This window comes from Shewanella sp. AC34-MNA-CIBAN-0136, from assembly GCF_040309945.1.
Lineage (GTDB): Bacteria > Pseudomonadota > Gammaproteobacteria > Enterobacterales > Shewanellaceae > Shewanella.
Genome location: NZ_JBEOPJ010000016.1, coordinates 112,498 through 132,416, shown reverse-complemented (window position 1 = coordinate 132,416; position 19,919 = coordinate 112,498). Strand labels below are relative to the sequence as shown.

12 protein-coding genes are annotated in these 19,919 nt (G+C 42.1%); 6 read left to right on the top strand and 6 right to left on the bottom strand.

Going from position 1 to position 19,919, the window contains the following annotated elements:
* Positions 1-80: 80 nt before the first annotated feature.
* The 4 genes from AAEY94_RS15890 to AAEY94_RS15875 all read right to left on the bottom strand — a co-directional run bounded on the left by AAEY94_RS15890 (position 81) and on the right by AAEY94_RS15875 (position 3,229).
* On the bottom strand, positions 81-1,586 hold the full coding sequence (locus AAEY94_RS15890) for an MBL fold metallo-hydrolase RNA specificity domain-containing protein (RefSeq protein WP_350979228.1): 1,506 nt from the start codon (positions 1,584-1,586) through the stop codon (positions 81-83).
* 99 nt (positions 1,587-1,685) lie between these two features.
* On the bottom strand, positions 1,686-2,003 hold the full coding sequence (locus AAEY94_RS15885) for a hypothetical protein (RefSeq protein ID WP_350979227.1): 318 nt from the start codon (positions 2,001-2,003) through the stop codon (positions 1,686-1,688).
* Between the two features lie 390 nt (positions 2,004-2,393).
* Entirely contained in the window at positions 2,394-2,615 is a 222-nt protein-coding gene (locus AAEY94_RS15880) for a DUF2375 family protein (RefSeq protein WP_350979226.1), read from the bottom strand.
* Between the two features lie 224 nt (positions 2,616-2,839).
* Positions 2,840-3,229, bottom strand: coding sequence for a Cd(II)/Pb(II)-responsive transcriptional regulator (locus AAEY94_RS15875; RefSeq protein WP_350979225.1), 390 nt, complete (start codon positions 3,227-3,229; stop codon positions 2,840-2,842).
* A gap of 75 nt (positions 3,230-3,304) precedes the next feature.
* On the opposite strand from AAEY94_RS15875, the gene AAEY94_RS15870 reads away from it, so the two are divergent.
* Together AAEY94_RS15870 and AAEY94_RS15865 are read left to right on the top strand one after the other, a co-directional pair.
* A complete protein-coding gene (locus AAEY94_RS15870) occupies positions 3,305-5,398 on the top strand; it encodes a TonB-dependent receptor plug domain-containing protein (RefSeq protein WP_350979224.1) in 2,094 nt (697 codons plus the stop codon).
* A gap of 260 nt (positions 5,399-5,658) precedes the next feature.
* Positions 5,659-8,127: an alpha/beta hydrolase family protein gene (locus tag AAEY94_RS15865; protein ID WP_350979223.1), complete on the top strand. Its 2,469-nt coding sequence runs from the start codon at positions 5,659-5,661 to the stop codon at positions 8,125-8,127.
* A gap of 440 nt (positions 8,128-8,567) precedes the next feature.
* Here AAEY94_RS15865 and AAEY94_RS15860 read toward each other — a convergent pair whose 3' ends face one another.
* Positions 8,568-9,134, bottom strand: a complete 567-nt coding sequence (locus tag AAEY94_RS15860; protein WP_101086460.1) for a TetR/AcrR family transcriptional regulator — start codon at positions 9,132-9,134, stop codon at positions 8,568-8,570.
* Positions 9,135-9,261: 127 nt separating this feature from the next.
* Here AAEY94_RS15860 and AAEY94_RS15855 point away from each other — a divergent pair, with 127 nt between their 5' ends.
* From AAEY94_RS15855 to AAEY94_RS15840, 4 genes are all read left to right on the top strand, one after another.
* Positions 9,262-9,906: a peroxiredoxin-like family protein gene (locus tag AAEY94_RS15855; RefSeq protein WP_350979222.1), complete on the top strand. Its 645-nt coding sequence runs from the start codon at positions 9,262-9,264 to the stop codon at positions 9,904-9,906.
* An 11-nt stretch (positions 9,907-9,917) separates the two neighbouring features.
* On the top strand, positions 9,918-11,060 hold the full coding sequence (locus AAEY94_RS15850; RefSeq protein ID WP_350979221.1) for an L-dopachrome tautomerase-related protein: 1,143 nt from the start codon (positions 9,918-9,920) through the stop codon (positions 11,058-11,060).
* Positions 11,061-11,952: 892 nt separating this feature from the next.
* Positions 11,953-16,842, top strand: a complete 4,890-nt coding sequence (locus AAEY94_RS15845) for a PAS domain S-box protein (protein ID WP_502959405.1) — start codon at positions 11,953-11,955, stop codon at positions 16,840-16,842.
* A gap of 3 nt (positions 16,843-16,845) precedes the next feature.
* Positions 16,846-17,784, top strand: a complete 939-nt coding sequence (locus AAEY94_RS15840) for a diguanylate cyclase (protein WP_162023602.1) — start codon at positions 16,846-16,848, stop codon at positions 17,782-17,784.
* Positions 17,785-18,347: 563 nt separating this feature from the next.
* On the opposite strand, the gene AAEY94_RS15835 is transcribed toward AAEY94_RS15840, so the two are convergent.
* A complete protein-coding gene (locus AAEY94_RS15835; RefSeq protein ID WP_350979219.1) occupies positions 18,348-19,316 on the bottom strand; it encodes a DUF3187 family protein in 969 nt (322 codons plus the stop codon).
* Between the last annotated feature and the right edge of the window lie 603 nt (positions 19,317-19,919).

Sequence of the window (19,919 nt, the reverse complement as noted above, 5' to 3'; positions counted from 1 at the left end):
GCGCAGCGATCTAGGCTGTTGCTAAGATTTTATAGAATCTAGCCGCGTAGCGTACTAGCAGCGCAGCGATCTAGGCTTTATCATTCTTTACCGATAACGATTTCTGCCTCTGGCAGCATTTTTTGATATTCCTTTGCTAATGCTTTTTTGGCTTCGTTGTCGCCGTGGACGATTCTGATGTGGCTGGGTTTGTGGTGCATGCGTTTGACGAAGTTGATGAGGTTGTGTTGGTCGGCGTGGGCGGAGTAACCGCTGATGGTGTGGATGGCGGCTTTGATATCAACTTTTTCTTCGTTGATGTAAACGTATCCGCCTTGTGGGCCGTAGGTTTGTATGTCGCGGCCGGTAGTGCCTCTGGCTTGGTAGCCGACAAATAGAACGTCTGTAGTGGGTTTTGATAAAAAGCGGGCGAGGTAATTGCTTATTCGCCCGCCGGTGCACATGCCGGATGCGGCGATGATGATGGCGGGTTTATTAACTGAGTCTAAATAATTGATTACGGCGAGGTGGTCTTGGTGGCTGTCTATGGTGATGAGTTGGTTGAAGTCGAGTGGGTGGCGTCCCTGGGCAAGTTTACCTTTGGCTTCGTTGTCCCAGAGTGTTTTGAACTGACGATATTTTTCGGTAAAGTTAGCGGCCATGGGGGAGTCGACGATAATGTCGATGTTTTGCCATACTGGGTTGTGTTTATTACGATGAATAATGTGTTCGAATTCGTATAGAAGCTCTTGAGTTCTGCCGATGCTAAATGCTGGAATGAGTACCACGCCGTTATCTTTTACGGCGCTTTCGATGATATTTTTGAGTTGCTTGCTGCGCTCTTTACGACCTTGATGGTTTTTATCACCATAGGTAGATTCAATGACTAAGGTATCTGCTCTATACGGGCTTTTGGGGCTAGCAAGTAACGGCGCGTAGGTTGCGCCTAAGTCACCAGAAAATACCACGCGGTGATTTGCGTTGCTGGTTTTGGCATTCGTTTTAGGGCCGCTTAAGTCTATTTCGACATAGGCTGAACCGAGTATGTGACCGGCAGGTTTAAATTTAAGTTTCGCGCTGGTATATATTGCGGCTGTCAGTTCTGTTTCGATTGAAGCGCTATTTGAATTTGTTGTCGTTGTTGCCGGAGGGTTGATTGGTAGCGTTATCCACTGGCCATAATCTACAGCTACAAGCAGTTTGTTGAGTTTATTAACGCAAGCTTGAATGAGTTTTTTATCGCGAGTGACACCGACTTTTAAGGCATCTTCTATTACCAGTGGTAATAGTGCTGCTGTAGCGGTTGTGGCATAGATAGGTTGGTTAAATCCTGCTGCCAGTAAATAGGGAATACGCCCTACGTGGTCTATATGACAATGGGTAATAATGAGGGCTTTGATATTACTAATGTCAAAGGTGATTTGTAGCTGTTCTGCTGAACTTTTTCCGGCAGTTTCTGCCCCTTGAAATAAGCCGCAATCGATAAGATAACTGCTGATGTTGTTGCCGTTTCCGTGGTTATGACTGTTATTATTGTCGTTATTCACATCTAGTTGATGACATGATCCTGTTACGCCGTTAACCGCTCCATGGTGGATGATTTGCATGTTAGTCCTTTAATTGTATTTAGTACGGTTAGTTAACTTAGCAGTGGTTGTGAGATTTTGCGAGGTTCTAGGCCGCTACGCGGATAGTGCGCTGCGCTTCTAGGGCGGACTGCGTCCTGCTAAGAAAAAGATAACAAGCGGTATCGGGCGATAACAAGCGGTAACAAGCGGTGCGAGCGAATAAGCGGTAGCGGGCGGTAACAAGCGGTAGCGAGCGAGGAAATAGATAACAAGCGGTAGCGGGCGATAACAAGCGGTAACAGGCGAATAAGCGGTGCGAGCGAAGAAAGCGATAACAGGCGGTAGCGGGTGAGGAAATAGATAATAAGCGGTAACAGGCGAGGAAATAGATAATAAGCGGTAACAGGCGATAACAGACGAACTAGATTTTAGTGCGCTGCGCTTATTTAGGTGCAATTACAATCGAGCAAGTTAACGGTCATTTATTTAAGATGATTCGATAATGATTTACGACCACTATTAGCTAACCGTAAGGTCGCCGACTAAGTGAAATTAATTAAACACTTAGCGAGAATGCTGCAAAGCCTAGTACTTAGTATTCTGTTCTTTAGGCATGATTTACTTTGGGAGAGATTACTAGAGGGATTAGATTAAAAGGGTAATCATACTTGGCATTATACCGGACATCACATCGGAGATCATATCGTTTGCCGATCTTGGTTTATGTTAAAGGCGTGTTCATGCAAACACGTCTCTTAAACCAGATAAAAGTGATTGTTTTCACGTCAAGCTTATAAAGTGACTTCTATGCTGGTTAAGCCGTTCTAGTCATTAATGATATGACTTTTAGGCAACGTCATTAAGCTCAGATGCCACTCGGTCGCCAAGTGCATTCAACATTTCAACTTCACCTTTAAATACCGCCACGATGATTTTATCCACTTTGTATTCCGCCGGGATAATCACACGTCCGCTTACGCCTACTTCGAGATCGTATAACACTTCGGCTATGGGTTTAATGGCGAGTTCAGCTGGGTAGTAAAGTACTGTTATCGTCTGTGTTGTCATAATTGTATCCATACATTTTCTGGGTGCCCAGATGATCCTTTCTTATGTTAAATAATATACAAAACTAGCGTTGTTATCATGATTTAACTCTCCCGCAAATGAGAGGATTAACCGTACCGTATACGCAACACCTTATGGATCGGAATCATAGTCGTTTAGATGCATGCAGTAAAGCGCAATAAACCCTTATTCAACGATTAAAAAACAGTGTTTCTTGTTTTAGCCTAAGCCGATTTCAGCGTCTGTAAAATACTGCAATCCTTAATCTGATGGCTTTTACAGCAGCTCGCGAGTGCGGCTAATGATTGTTCTAGTAATGCCAGTTCTCGCTGCGTTTGTTGAATGCGAGCAAGTTGTTCGGCAATAATATTGTCGACCAAGGCGCACGACGATTTTGGATTTTGTTGTGTATCCACCAAGCGCTTGATGTCATCGAGTCCGATGTTTAATTCTCTGCATCGTCTTATAAATACCAATGTCTTGATGTCTTTTTCTTGGTAATGACGATAGCCATTACTGGTACGGATTGGCGGGGAGACTAGTCCAATCTGCTCATAGTATCTGATGGTTTTAACCGATACCTGAGCAATTAATGCCAATTCACTTATTTTCATATTGACCTTCCAGTGGCTGTAACCTTTAAGCTTAAGCATATCATTTTCGATAATGTGTTGTTATAAGGAAGTTGTATGTTGAGTTATTCCGCGGCGTCATTAATTTTGTCGCTAGGTGTTATTGGGGTGAGTGAAGCCAGTATGGTGGACGACTCGATAAATACGTCTGGGCAGAGTGCAAATTACAGTAAGAATGACAGTGATAGTCACAGTGCAAACCACAGTGAAAACCCTCAACATTCTGAGCATGATGCCCCACAAGCGGATGTTGATGAACACGAGCATGAACACGAAGAAGAAATGGAAACCATTGTTATACAAGCCACTCGCTCTGGGCGGATTGCCGATGAACAACCTATTCGAGTCGAGGTGATTAATCGCGAAGAGATTGAAGAAAAAGCAGCGATGAGACCCGGTAATATTTCTATGTTGGTGGCTGAAACGGGCGGTGTAAGATTACAAACTACCTCACCGGCGCTAGGCAGTGCCAATATTCGCCTGCAAGGCTTGTATGGTCGTTATACCCAATTACTGGCCGATGGTTTACCGCTGTACGGTAATCAAGCTGGGTCGATTGGTTTGTTGCAAGTGCCGCCGACAGATTTAGGTCGCGTTGAAATTATTAAAGGTTCGGCGTCATCACTTTATGGTGGTTCAGCACTAGGTGGGGTGATTAACCTTGTGTCTCGAACGCCTGGCGATGAACTCAGTGGTGAAGTGTTGGTCAATGCAACCACGCGCGATGGTCAGGATGTGACCACCTATGTTGAGTCACCATTGAGCGAGAATGTAAAAGGCTCGATGACGGCAGGGGCTCATTATCAAGACAAGCAAGATATTGATAATGACGGTTGGATCGATTTGGCAGGTTATGAGCGATACACAGTTCGTCCGCGCTTATTTTGGGAAGGACAAGAAGGACAAACACTGTATGTGACTAGCGGGTTTATGACCGAGCAACGTACTGGCGGTACTTTAGGTGATAACACGGTCGCTGATGGTACTTCGTTTGAGCAATCGCAAGATTCCGATAGGCTTGATGGCGGCCTGGTGTTTAGTATGCCGCTATTAGAGTCATTGACGTTTAATACACGCGCATCGGCGATGGTACAAGATCATGTGCATGTTTATGGTGCCGATATAGAAGAAGACCAACACGAGAGTTATTTGCTTGAAAATAGCATTGCAGGTTATACCGATAATAGTGATTGGGTTGTTGGTTTAGCCTATCAGTCTGAAATCTTTGCCTCTGAGACTTTTCCTGAGTTTGATTATTCTTATAAAGTGCCGGGTGCATTTGCTCAACTTGATTATGAGCTGACAGACCAAATCACCACCTCTTACAGTGCGCGCATTGATGAGCACAGTGAATATGGTACTCAATTTAGCCCAAGAGTGTCGGTGCTTTATCGCCCAAGTTACTTAACCATAAGAGGCTCTTATGGGGAGGGGTACTTTGCCCCTACACCGTTTGTTGAAGAGATTGAGGCCGCAGGATTGTCAAGATTAGCGCCGATTGACAACTTACAAGAAGAGCGCGCTAAAACGGCATCGCTTGATGTGAGTTATACCTTTGATGATGTGGAAACGAGTTTGACTTTGTTTGGCTCGAATGTGGATAACGTCACGGGTTTAGAGGCTTTCTCTGCCAATAACGATGGTTCCTTAGACGCTGTTAGGTTAGTTAATGCACCCGGCGAAAGTCAGATCCGTGGTTCTGAAGTGTTGCTGCGTTACTATTTAGGCGATGTTAAGTTGACCGCAAGTTACTTGTATCTAGATGCAACTGAAGTGTCACCCGACGGGGACGGCCGTAGAGCCATTGCTTTAACACCACGTCATTCTGGTGGTTTTGTCGCTATGTGGGAGCAACATGGCAACTTTAGAGCGGGTTTTGAAGCTTATTATACTGGCACCCAAAGCGTGAATGATAACCCTTATATTGATGAAACCAATCCTTATTGGCATCTTGGTTTAATGGGCGAAATTACGGTGGGCAGAGTCAGTTGGTTTATTAACTTAGAAAACTTACTCGATGTAAAACAAACCGATGAACATCCAATGTTACTGCCTAATAGATCGCCTAGCGGCCAATGGACTACCGATATTTGGTCACGTAACGATGGCTTTATTGCTAACGCAGGTGTAAGAGTTAAATTTGGTCATTAAGCGCGTTTTGCTCGTGTAAGTTGACCCGTCACAAAAAAGATAAACCGTCAGTCTAATACTGGCGGTTTCTATTTCATTTCCATTTTCACCGTATTTCTCCTTTAATTCATTTCCTCTGGCTAATTCACATATCCTTGTTAATCAATTATTCGCATATATAAAAGGCGACAATTATTGATACACAAAAAATATGCATTTATCGGTCAGTTTTGTCACACTTGCATAAAGAATCAATAAAAAAGCAACAATAAGGACAGGTAATGAAAACGTTTTCTCTGGTGTTGACCAGTTTAGCCATTGCAATATCGGGCATGGTACATGGGGCAGAAATTGACGCTAAGTACATTCAGCGAATAGGCCCAGTAAATCAAGTCTCAGCAGCGCCATTATCGAAAAGTGCCCATGCCGATGCGCTGCGTGCTAATTTGGTTGCTCAGCTTAGCCAGGCTAATCACGCCAATAAGGTGACGATATTTAATCAGCCACTGTCTTGGCAAGCTGCATCAACTAAGGTTGAAGGCGAGGGTTGGTTAGCCTATCAAGTGCCAATGTCGACAGATCGTTTTACCCAAGGCACATTAACCGTTAACGGGCTTGAAAATCCTCAAGTGTATTTGAATGGGCAATTGGTTAAATCTGCCGATAAAGTCGAACTTGAGCTGACAAATGGTGACTATCACCTTGTGGTATTGGCCGATGGCCAGGCGCAAGATAGCGCATTTAGCCTTGATTGGCAGGGTAAAAGTGAAGTTGATAATCTCGACTTTACTGCACAAAAAACACAGCGAGTATCTGCGGAGCAGTTATTTGATTCAAAAGTGATCAGTGGCTTAACCCTGTCACCTAATGGCAAGTATTTATTGCAATCGACCATTGAATACCAAGCTAGCCAAGGCGATACGCCGATTCAAGTGACCGAGTTACGTAAATTATCGGATAACAGCGTGATGTACCGCTGGCAAGATAACCGCCCAAGCAGTGCGGTTTGGTCAAGCGACGCTTCACAACTCGTTTTTGTGGCTAACAAACAAATTCAATTATTCAATGTTGCTGATTTGAGCATTAACGTTGTCGCGACTGATATGGACAATGTGTCTGGTTTACAGTGGTTAGGTGACACGGTGTTATTTAGCTGGGAAAAGCCTTTTAAAGCCGATGAGAAAGCGACATCAAAACGTTTTCAAGCATTAGAAGACCGCTGGAGTTATTGGCGTAACAACAGTCAACTTTATCAAGTTGATGTTGCCTCGGGCTTTATTCGTCAACTGACAGACAACAACGTCAGCAGTTCTTTGTTAGACAGTAATGCAGAGAAAGGCAAACTATTGTTAACGCGCTCGCCTGTGGATTATGCACAGCCAGCCCATGGAATAACGCAGCTTATTGAGCTGACGTTAGCTGATTTAAGCGAAACCATGATGGGTGAGTATCGCAGTTTTAATAGTGCACTATATGCTGATGACGGCATGTACATTACCGCTGGGCCGCGCTTTATGGATGGCACAGGAATACAAGATCCTAATATTGAAGTGAATGATTATGATGGTCAGTTATATTGGCGTGATGCTAAAGGCAATGTCAGTGCACTCAGTAAAGCGTTTGATCCTTCCATAGGCAGCATAACCAAGCTTGAAAATGATGATTTAATTGTGACGGTAACCGAAGGCGACCGTGCACCTTTGTATTTATTCGATAAAAGCAAAACACGCTTTAATCGAATAGACACTGGTGTGGATATGATAGACGGTTTTAGTGTTGCCATTGAACAATCTACGCCGACATTGGTATTTGCAGGTACCTCAGCCACTGCGCCGCAAAAAGCCTATAAAATGGCGGTTAATTCAAGCCGCAAACAGTTGCTGTTTGATAGTCAACAACTGAGCTATGCCAACACGCGTTTAGGTAAAATTGAAGATTTTGATTTTACCAATACTCATGGGCATAACATTGATGGCCGTGTTTATTTACCTGCCGATTTTGATGCCAGTAAAAAGTATCCCGCATTAGTGTATTACTATGGCGGTACCTCACCTGTAGGGCGTCATTTTACCGGGCGTTGGCCATTTAATTTATGGGCAGCCCAAGGTTATGTTGTGTATGTTGTGCAACCAAACGGTGCAACCGGATATGGCCAAGCCTTTAGTGGCCGTCATGTTAATGCCTGGGGCAAGTACAGCGCTGACGATATTATTGAGGGTACTAAAGCTTTCTTAAATGCGTACACGTCGGTTGATGCTAAACGCGTGGGCAATATGGGCGCATCTTATGGTGGCTTTATGACTATGTATTTGGCGACAAAAACCGATATATTTGCTGCGTCAATGTCGCATGCGGGGATCAGTAATTTGTCGTCTTACTGGGGCCATGGCTGGTGGGGTTATGGTTATTCTGGCGTGGCCAGTCGCGGCAGTTTTCCGTGGAATAATCCAGAGCTCTATGTAGAGCAAAGCCCGCTATACCATGCAGACAAAATTACCACGCCGTTATTACTTATTCACGGTAATGCCGACACCAACGTACCAGTAGGTGAAAGCCACTATATGTACACTGCACTTAAACTATTGGGCAAAGAAGTGGAGTTGGTTGAGTTTAACGATCAAGACCATCACATCAATAGCCGCCAAGCCCGCTTTGATTGGTGGAATACTACTATGGCATGGTTTGATATGAAGTTAAAAGATGAACCACAGTGGTGGAACAGTATCTATCCTGAGACAAAAGAACAGTAGTGACTTAACCTCAACTCGGGATAATAAGCGGTTATCAAACAGCCATTTGTCTCGCTAACCGTGTTGCATTGACTTGCAATAGGCTAGTTATTGATGCGTCTATGCGCCTTACTAGCAAAACAAACGACAAGTTTGATATTAAATAGGCCGAATATTGTCATTTTGCCTTACATATCCCACCTATTAACCCGAATTGAGGTTACTTAAGGTTAAACAGCCTCGCATTGCGAGGCTGTTTTTTTACGTGTGGGCAACGTGCGCAAAAGGACCTAATCAAAATAATGTGGTCATTGGAACGTTTGACGTTGAGCAACCACTTACATAGGTAAACTGTTGCACTAAGATACCGTTGTCATCATCAATAACAATGTGGTTAAACTGTCCACATTCAGTCCCGTGATAGCAGGGGGAACTCTCAATATACTGGGTAATACACAGGCTTAACACTCTTCCTTTAACCATGGCAGTAGCGCGTTGATGGTGTTGGTTTGGGTTGCTGCTGATTCTGATTGATAGCCGTATATGCGGATCCCAAATGTGACGGTCATCAGTTGAGCTGCATAGGCTTTAGCGGTTTCAGGCTCAAATAATTGGCTCAGGTAATGTTGATATACATGCTCAATCTCAGTTAATTGTGATGAGGCAAATTTGTATAGCTCGTTGCCTTGAGAGGCGAGTTCAAGTTGGGTTTTGATTAAGAAGCAGCCACAGTAATCACAAGACTTTGACTGCTCGACAATGTTGTCGAGGATCTGTCTAATACCTACTTTGACATCGTCAGCTTGTTGCATTAGTTGATGTATCGCCTCAATCGAAAACGTGGCGTAGCGTGCTAAGGCTGCTTGGAATAAGCCTTCTTTGCTATCGAATTCATAATATAAGCTACCCGGTTTTAATCCGGTGGCTTTAGTGATTTGCTGAATGCTCGATGCGGCATAACCATTTTGCCAAAATAGGGTGATGACCTTATCTAATACGTCCGCTCGTTCAAAATTTTTCTTTGCCATGACATCGATCCTCAATCGTTACTGACGCTATAATACCACTACTTGAATGATTGTTCAAAAACTGCTTGCGTTGTTGACATGATTTGATTATCTTGAATGAAAATTCAAGATAATCTGAGAAGCCATTATGTCATTATCCACTCAACTGACTGAAAAACGAGATGCCTCTGCAGCCAACTTACCTGCTGAGGTATTGGCGATCATGTCGGATGCGACCTTAAACCTGAAGCTATCCGGCATTATTGATAATGCACCTAAGGCTGGCGATAAACTGGCTGCGTTTTCGTTAACTAATGCATTGGGCGTTACCCGTCATTTAACCGAGTTGTTAGCCAATGGACCGGTTGTGGTGACATTTTATCGTGGCAATTGGTGCCCTTATTGTAATTTAGCCTTGCGTGCTTATCAGCAGCATCTTGCTGAATTTAAACAGTTAGGGGCAACACTGGTGGCTATTACGCCTGAGTTACCTGATATGTCACTTTCAACGGCAGAGAAAAATGAGCTTGAGTTTGATGTATTGTCAGATGTGAATTCCGAGTATGCCAAAGCGCTTGGACTGGTGTTTACGTTACCTGATTCAATTCGTGATCTGTACCAGACATTTGGTGTCGAAGTTGAGAAACATAATGGTGCTGAACAGTTTGATTTCCCATTAGCTGCGACATTTGTAGTCGCCAAAGATGGCACCATTGTGAAAGCATTTGTTGATGCTGATTATACTTACCGTCTTGATCCTGAAGATATCATTAGCTCATTAAAAGCGCTGTAGGGATCTGATTTATGATGTTTAAAAGCTTATTTGAATCTAAAACGGCTATGGTACCTAGAATGAACATATTACCTAAAATAGTGTTGTTATCTAAAGCGCGAGTGATTGCGTCTTTGGTTTTACTGAGTAGCCTATTAACCAGCACAGTGTTTGCCGCTGATTATTCGGTGTTTCGCGAGCTAGATAGCCAGCATCCTCCTGGTAATGTGGCCGTGTCGTCTACAGGGCGAGTGTTCATGAGTAATCATCACTTTTACGGTGTTGATTCGAGAATTGTTGAGCTTAAAAAAGATGGCTCTATCGTTGATTATCCCAATACAGAATTTAATCAAAATCTTAATCCTGTTTTGGGCGTGGTAATTGATGAGCAGGGTATTTTATGGATGCTTGAAACCGCTTCCGCTGATGGTGTCGGGCGACTTATCGGTTGGGATACTCAACAAAACAGCCTATACAAAACAATATCTTTAACTGCGTCAGTATTGCCCAGTAATTCATTTTTAAATGATCTTGCGGTCGATAGAAAGCACGAAACGGTTTATATCACCGATCCTGCTGGTGGCAGTAATGCGGCATTAATTGTGGTTGATTTAACGAGTGGCACAGCAAGACGAGTATTAGATGGCAGCGTTTATACCCGTCCCGAAGATGTTGATACGGTGATTAATGGCAATACTTTATCTATCGGTGGCCAGCCTATTCGTATAGGGGTTGATTCTCTGACCGTAGATCCGAACAACGAGTGGGTTTATTTTGGTGCATTGAGTGGTGAGAAGTTATATCGGGTGCACACTCAATATCTACTGGATGCTAAATTATCGGCCAATATGTTACGCAGCAAAGTGGAGTTTTATGCCAATAAACCGATTAGCGATGGCATCACCATTGATAATGGCGGCAACATTTATGTTACTGACATAAGCCATAATGCTGTCGGTTATATCGACACAGATCGTCAATATCATATTTTGTATCAAGATGATGACAAGTTCAGTTGGTCTGACGGCTTTTCAACTACGGCTGATGGTAAGTTGTTAGTTACGGTGAATAAGTTACATCAGTCTCCAGCGGTCAATAACCAGCAAGACAAAAGTGATGGTCGCTATTATATCATTCAGTTTGACGCATTAACCGAAACGACAGTTGGGCGTTAGAGTTTGATAATTTGAAGCAAGAACCTAGATGACTAGAGCGCTTCGCTGCTAGATGCTATAAAATCAAAAGCTTAGACGACGAGATCGCTTCGCTGCTAGATGCTATAAAAGCAAAAGCCTAGATGCTATAAAAGCAAAAGCCTAGACGACTAGAACGCTTCGCTGCTAGATGCTATAAAAGCAAAGCCTAGACGACTAGAACGCTTCGCTGCTAGATACTATAAAAGCAAAAGCCTAGACGACGAGATCGCTTCGCTGCTAGATGCTATAAAAGCAAAAAGCCTAGACGACGAGATCGCTTCGCTGCTAGATGCTATAAAAGCAAAAGCTAAGACGACGAGATCGCTTCGCTGCTATAAAACCAAAGACCTAGATGACTATAATCTAGGATCTAAGCTTAACAGCGCAGCTGTCCCTAGCAGGACGCAGTCCGCCCTAGAAGCGCAGCGCTCTAGAACCTATGATCTAGGATCTAAGCTTAACAGCGCAGCGGTCCCTAGCAGGACGCAGTCCGTCCTAGAAGCGCAGCGCTCTAGAATCTAGGATCTAGGATCTAAGCTTTACAGCTCAGCGGTCCCTAGCAGGACGCAGTCCGTCCTAGAAGCGCAGCGCTCTAGGATCTAGGATCTAGGATCTAATCTTAACAGCGCAGCCGTCCCTAGCAGGACGCAGTCCGCCCTAGAAGCGCAGCGCTCTAGAATCTAGGATCTAAGCTTAACAGCGCAGCTGTCCCTAGTAGGACGTAGTCCGTCCTAGAAGCGCAGCGCACTATCCGCGTAGCGGTCTAGATTAGTAATAAATTTTAGAAACACTATATTTTTCAGTGTCTAGCTTGTAAAAAACTATTTTGTCGTCCAAAGTTAATGCCTATGACACTTAACTAATGATAAAAATGACCAGACTATCTAGTTATAAAAATGCGCTTAAATTGGGTATTGGAGTATTTGCTTTTGGCTTAGTCATTAGTTTTGTTACTGCTTTAAGTGTTAAGAATCAAAATAACACCATCATTACTCAATCTCTCGAAACGGTATCTGAACAAGTTGCTAACAATATTATTGATCGTATCGTTTTGTATCAATATGGTTTACGAGGTGCTCGAGGTGCCGTTTCTACTATCGGTGAAGACAAAATAACCCGCGAAATTTTTAGAAAATATAGCTTAACGCGTGATATTGAAAGTGAATTTCCTGGTGCCCGTGGGTTTGGTTATATCCGACGTGTTCCTGTAGCCGATGAAGCAGATTTTGTTGCCAAAGCTAAGCTTGATGATTGGCCTGATTACAGTGTGCGTCAGCTTAATCCTCATGATGATGAACGGTATTTGATTGACTATATTGAACCCATTGAGCGTAATCTTGCTGCTGTCGGTTTGGATATTTCCTCTGAGCAAAACCGCAAAAATGCCGCACAACAAGCGTATTTAACTGGTGAAGTGCGCTTAACTGGGCCGATCACGTTAGTGCAAGCAACAGGTAATCCGTTACAAGCCTTTCTCATTTTAATGCCCATTTACCGTACTGGTTTTACCCCATCAACCGAAGTATTAAGGGAGCAACAAGCTTTTGGTTGGAGTTATGCGCCATTAGTTGCCAATGAAGTGTTTGATAAGATCAGTTTATCCCGTCAGACTACAAAATTATTGATCAATGATGTGACTGATATTGAAAATAATGTCGTGTTTTATGAAACCCATGTAGATGATGTAAATCCGTTATCGGATTATTCAGTTACATTAGATCGCGAGATATTTGGGCGTAAATGGCATGTATCGTTAGTGGCTTATCCCGAGTTTGTCAGTGGTTTACACTTAAGTTCACCTAATATTGTGTTTAGTTATGGTGCGATTGTTAGTTTGTTATTGGGCGGGCTTATTGGTTTTTATAGCTACGCATTAGGTCGTAAGCGCCTAATTTTGGAAGATAATGAAAGACGTGCGAATATTTTAGAACATTCGCTTGATGCGATTATTAGTTTTGACTGTGATGGTGTTATTACCAGTTGGAATGATGGCGCGGTAACGATTTTTGGTTATGAAAAACATGAGGTTATTGGGCTCAAGAAAACAACGTTCATTGTTCCTAACGATGGATATGATGCAGAAGCTGAAAAGTTTAATCAGGTCCTTAGCGGTAAATCGTTATTAAATTTTGTTAGCCAACATAAACGAAAAGACAATGCACTACTGTCAACGTCGATGACCTCATTGGCTATTTATAATGAGTTTGGCAAAATAATCGGCGTCAGCCAGACTATTCGAGATATTACGGTACAGCTGAATGCTGAAAAGCAAATTTTAAATATTAATGCCAACCTTGAACGTAAAGTTACCGAGCGGACTCAGGCGTTACAGCAAGCACTGTCAGAAAATAAAACCTTACTGGATAATATTAACCAGCAGCTGCTTTATTCTGAAACGGATAAAGACGGCGTTATCTTAGGGGTAAATGATTATTTCTGTTTAGCATCTGGATTTACTCGCGAACAAATGATCGGTCAGAAGCATTCTATTTTAAAATCTAACCAGCATGATGATGCCTTTTGGGCCAATATGTGGCAAACCATTAATGCTGGTAAAACTTGGCATGATGAAGTGTGTAACCATGATAGTCAGGGTAAAGTTAAGTGGTTTGATACGGTCATTGCGCCTGTGATGGATGCGGACGATAACCTTGAACGCTGCTTTGCACTGCGAATTGATATTACTGAACGTAAGAATACCCAGCTTGAAAAGAATGAACTGGCTTCCTTACTTACCAATGTGCTTGCAGCTGCATCAGAAATAGCCATTATTTCCACCGATAATAACGGTATTATTAATATTTTTAATCGCGGAGCCGAGTTATTACTTGGCTATCAAGCTGAAGAGATAGTGGGTAAGCAAAGCCCTGCAATATGGCATTTACCTTCGGAGATCCGTGAACGCAGTAAACAGTTAACCAAAGAATTTGGCGAAGATATTATTGCTTTTGACGTGTTTGTGTATAAACCAAGAGTACAAGGGCCTGAAACGCGTACTTGGACGTATGTTCGCAAAGATTTCTCTCAATGCCAAGTGTCGTTGTCGGTATCCGCTATGCGCGATCAAGATGGAGAGATAATTGGGTATTTAGGGGTAGCGGTTAATATTGATGTGATGCTTCAACAACAAGAAGAACTAGTATCAGCCAGTAATCAACTGAGCAAAGCGGCTGAGGTGGCTGAGTTAGGCATTTGGAATTTAGATTTTCACACTAATCGTTTGCAATGGAACGATCGTATGTTTGCCATGTACGATTATCCATTAGCGCTTACGGAAGAGGAATTAAGTTACCAACATTGGCAAAAACGGGTCCATCCAGATGATCTTGCTATGGCTGAACTCGCTTTAAAACAAGCCATTGACTTAAACCTTCCTTACGATCCTACTTTTAGGATCATTACCAGTACGAATCAGATCCGCTATATTCATGCTGGTGCCCATATTAGTTACGATAAATCAGGTAAACCGGTGCGCGTGGTCGGGATTAACCGCGACATTACTGAGCAACGCGAGTTAGAGCAAACCTTGCGGTTAGCGAAACAAGCTTCAGATGCAGCCAGTGCAGCTAAATCTCAATTTTTAGCGAATATGAGTCATGAAATCCGTACTCCAATGAATGCTGTATTAGGCATGCTACAACTTATTCAACATTCTGATATGAGTCGTCAGCAAGCTGATTATGTTTCTAAGGCTGAAATAGCTGCGAAGTCATTATTAGGGCTGTTAAATGATATTTTAGACTTTTCTAAAATTGATGCTGGTAAGTTAGAACTTGATTTGCATCCGTTTCAACTGGAAACGTTAATGCGTGAGCTAGCGGTGATGCTGGCGACCAATGTACACAGTAAAAATTTAGAAGTTATTTTTGATTTAGACCCTGCCATTCCATACCTTATTGAAGGTGATGAACTTCGTTTGCGCCAAGTGTTGTTAAACCTTGCGGGTAATGCGATTAAATTTACCTCAGAAGGTCATGTTATTGTCAGTGTGCACTGCAATGAATGTATTGCTAACCAAGCGAATTTAACCATTTCGATTACCGATACGGGTATCGGAATCAGTCCTGAACAAGGAAGTAAAATTTTCCAAGGTTTTGTCCAAGCAGAGTCTTCTACGTCAAGACGATTCGGCGGTACAGGATTGGGATTAGCAATCACTAAACGTTTAGTTGAGTTAATGGGCGGTGAATTAACGTTATCGAGTCATGTTGGCAAGGGCAGTCGCTTTTGGTTTGATTTGACGTTCAATATTGTTGAAATAAAGAATAACGATTTAGATATCGACTTACAGGGTAAGAATATTCTGATTGTTGATGACAGTAAGATGAGCCGTAAAATTTTATCCAAAACCTTAATGGCCCATGGTGCTTATGTTAATGAGGCTCATAACGGCAAGCAGGCTATCAATCTTATTGATCAAAGCTTAAATGCTAGCAATCATTATGATGTGATTATTATGGATTGGCGCATGCCTGATAAGAATGGCTTAGAAACCGCCAATCATATTCAAGCGATGTTTCCGGCAGGTAAAGCTCCGGCCATTATTATGCTGACCGCGTATGGTGCAGAGGTGATGGAACAAACTAAACAATATCGCCAACAGCCTTTTGTGAGTATGTTGACCAAACCGGTGACGGCGAACTTGATGCTCGAGTCGGTTTACCGAGCCATTCATGGTTTAGAACAGCCAATACAATCTAGAAAAATAACTAATTTAGCATTAAAAGGTGCCAGGGTTCTGGTGGTTGAGGATAATCAGCTTAATCGCCAAGTTATTGATGAATTATTACGTCTACAAGGTGCGATTGTTACATTGGCTAAAGACGGTATTGAGGGTGTTGATTGGGTCACTAAGTCAAATAATCAATTTGATATTGTTATTATGGACATGCAAATGCCGGTAATGGATGGACTTGAAGCAACACGTATTATTCGTGCCGATGGCCGATTTAATGATGTACCTATTTTAGCGATGACGGCTAACGCATCCCTTGCCGATAAAACATTATGCCTAGACGCGGGGATGAATGATCATATCGGTAAACCGATAGACATGACACTTTTGTTACCTTGTATACTTAACCTGCTAGGCCAAGATAATAGTGCTTATTATCATTCAACTGTTAATAATCCGCCTATTGCGTTACCTGAGGTGCGTAATGATGGCGACGATGATGCGATTATCGAAAATCCTGATTCTATTTTACGTCGTTTTGGTGGTGAACTTGCCTTTTTCATTGATGTGAAACATCATTTTGCATCAGAAATGTCAGAGCAATTATCATTACTTACGCAAGCGTTTGCACTCGAAGATGACAATGCTATCAGTAGTATTGCTCATACAATTAAAGGCACTTCGAGTAATATTGGTGCTAAGCGGCTGGCAGCTTTTGCTGCCACACTAGAGCACAATATAAAAAATGCTGTTAATGTTGATTCAGATGCTTGTTTAAGCCAAATGCAAGGCCAGATAAATGATAGCCTGCATATGTTAGATACTCTATTTCCAGATGAAAGTGCTGTATTAACCACTCGCACACTTGATAATAGCGCTGTATTGCCGATACAAAGCATAGACGCGGATAAAACCGATCGATTAATGGAATTATTGGTTGATCAAAATTTAGATGCCATTGAGTATCTTGAGCGCCTGTTAAGCAACGTGGTGCCAGATAAACAGTGGTTAAGATTAAAAAACCAAGTGAGCCAACTTGAGTTCTTGGATGCTGTCGATACATTAAAATCGATAATTAAGGAGTGATGCGTGTTCATAGATGAGTATATTTCAGGTGCTGCGCCTGTTAGAGGTAAAATACTGTTAGTTGATGATCAAGTTGTGAACATCAAAATATTGCATCAACTCTTGCAAGCGGATTACGACATTTATATGGCTCGCGATGGTCATCAAGCCATTGATATGTGTAAAAAAGTCAAACCGGATATCGTATTGTTAGATATTGAAATGCCGATGCTCAATGGATTTGATGTGTGTGCACATTTGAAACAAGATCCCGATACCGAAGATGTGGCGGTTATTTTTGTCACCGGTCATTTTGATGAAGTTAAAGAGGTTAAAGGATTTCAGTTAGGGGCAGTCGATTTTATTCATAAACCCATTAACCCGGTTATCACTAAAGCACGTATTAAAAATCAGATGATGTCTAAATCTCAAACTGATTTATTACGCTCTATTGCACTGTTAGATGGATTAACCGGTGTTGCTAACCGGCGTAAGTTTGACCAAGTGCTGCCTGTAAGTTGGTTACAATGTGCGCGTGAAAAACAGCCATTGACCATTATTTTATTGGATATCGATTTCTTTAAGCACTTTAATGATACTTACGGCCACACTGAAGGCGATACGTGCTTACGCATCGTTGCACAGAAGATACAAGACACCGTTAATCGTCCTTATGACTTAGTCGCGCGTTATGGTGGTGAAGAGTTTATCTGCGTGCTGCCAAACACTGATTTAATTGGCGGAACTTATGTGGCTCAGCAAATTGTTGACAGTATAGTATCATTGAAAATAGCTCATTTAAATTCACCAATATCTGAATTTGTTACTGTAAGCGCTGGGGTTTCAACGGTAGTGCCAATGTATGATATGCCGAATAAAAATTTAGTTGAAGCGGCAGATAAACAATTGTACTTAGCCAAAGACCGTGGCAGAAATAGAGTGTTAGGTTGTTTAGCAGAATGAAACACCTAGATAACTAGATCGCTGCGCTGCTAGTACGCTTCGCGGCTAGATGCTATAAATGCATAGGCTTAGAGCTTAGAGTCTAGACGACTAGAGCGCTGCGCTGCTAGTACGCTTCGCGGCTAGATGCTATAAATGCAAAGGCTTAGAGCTAGAGTCTAGACGACTAGAGCGCTGCGCTGCTATAAAACCAAAGGCCTAGATGACTAGAATCTAGTTCGCTTGATATCGCTTTTCATCGCTTGCTATCGATTTACATTTAACAGCGCAGCTGTCCTTAGCAGGACGCAGTCCGCCTTAGAAGCGCAGCGCTCTAGAACCTAGGATCTAAGCTTAACAGCGCAGCTGTCCCTAGCAGGACGCAGTCCGCCCTAGAAGCGTAGCGCTCTAGAACCTAGAATCTAGGATCTAAGCTTAACAGCGCAGCTGTCCCTAGCAGGACGCAGTCCGCCCTAGAAGCGCAGCGCTCTAGAACCTATGATCTAGGCTCTAAGCTTAACAGCGCAGCTGTCCTTAGAAGGACGCAGTCCGCCCTAGAAGCGCAGCGCTCTAGAACCTAGGATCTAAAATTTATGCCGATAACCTAATACATAAGCTATATCAGCACTGTTATCCATGTTTAAAAAATTCTCAACCATAGTGAATTCGATGGCGCTGCTATTGAAGTAATAGCGATAACCTAACACCGCTTCATTAGAGGCTTCTGAGAAGTTTTTATCCCAACTCACCATGCCATCATAACGATGATATTCAGCTAACCAACCGTGCCTACCGCTACGATATTCGTAACCCAGCCCTAACATTAAGTAATGTGATTCGAAGGCATTTTGCGATAACGGTTCTGTATTGTGTAAGAAACTCATTCCTAAAGTCGAGTTCACATGGTGATTGCCATTGTGATAACCGTAATTGATTTGTACGCTTTGCTGGAAACTTTCATCAACAAATGGGCCTGAATCTACATACTTGTAGTACAAGGTTCCCCCGATGGAAATACCATGGTGTTCATTTTGCAGTAATTGATAACCTAGGTATGCAGTAAGAGCATTATTGAGGGTTTCACCATTAAAGTTTTCAACATTGATATGGTATTTTTCTGAATGGATCTGACTTTGGTGTTTCGCTTGTTTATTACGACCATTTTGATCAAATCCAAAAGCATCGTGAAACCACATTGTTAAGGAGTCTAAATGGTTATCACCGCTAAATTGCCAAGTGTATTTAGCATCAAACAATAAATCCTCAGTGATTTGCCATTTTAAGCCGCTGCTAATCGCATTTTGGTAGTAATCAGCTAATAACTCATCTGACTCTGACCAGACGCTGGCTGCATTGGCTGTGATGTACCATTCTTTTTGACCTTGGGGCAACGAAAAGCCAGATCGTAAAAGTGGGCTAAGATTAATAGATTGCATCGGTGATTGCGCATATACCTGTAACGGTCCGTAATCATTAAAACTGACTACTTGCGCTTTTGCAGGCAAGATCGTAAAAATACTCACAATGGATATCAGTTTAAGGTTGGTCTTCATCGCTATTCCCTGAGTTAACTGTCCAGTTAATCTATTTGTATCGGCTAATTACATAAATAAAATAAATACTTGTATCTGCCAATATTTAGTGGTGTTAGTTGATGAGGTTGTGCGCATTATGATGGTATGAGAACATAATTTAAATATCCAAAAGGAACACATTATGACGTTCAGTTATATCATCACTCCTATGCTAACAATAGTATTCACTGTTTAAGATAATGTTGGCTAATATTACTGAGTATTTAAACAACTATTTTATTTGTAAAGTATTGATTATTATCTGATAGCAAGGTATAAAATTATTTATAGGCTCCTTGTGGATAATGAAATTAATATGATAGTGTTAATTTTGAATTGTTAATTCGAGTTTTATTTTGAGTTGTTGTTTGAATTGTTGTTTGAATTGTTGTTTGAATTGTTGTTTGAATGCTGTTGCTGTACAGAGATATAGTTTCTTTAATGTTTTATTTGTGATATCAAACTGCCGGTTTATTCAGTTTTTTAGTTGTATTATTTAAGCGTTATTTCCCCAAAATGTGTAATGGATACGCATTAATAAAATGGATTTGTAATGAAAAAACTTTCTTTTCAATTTACTCA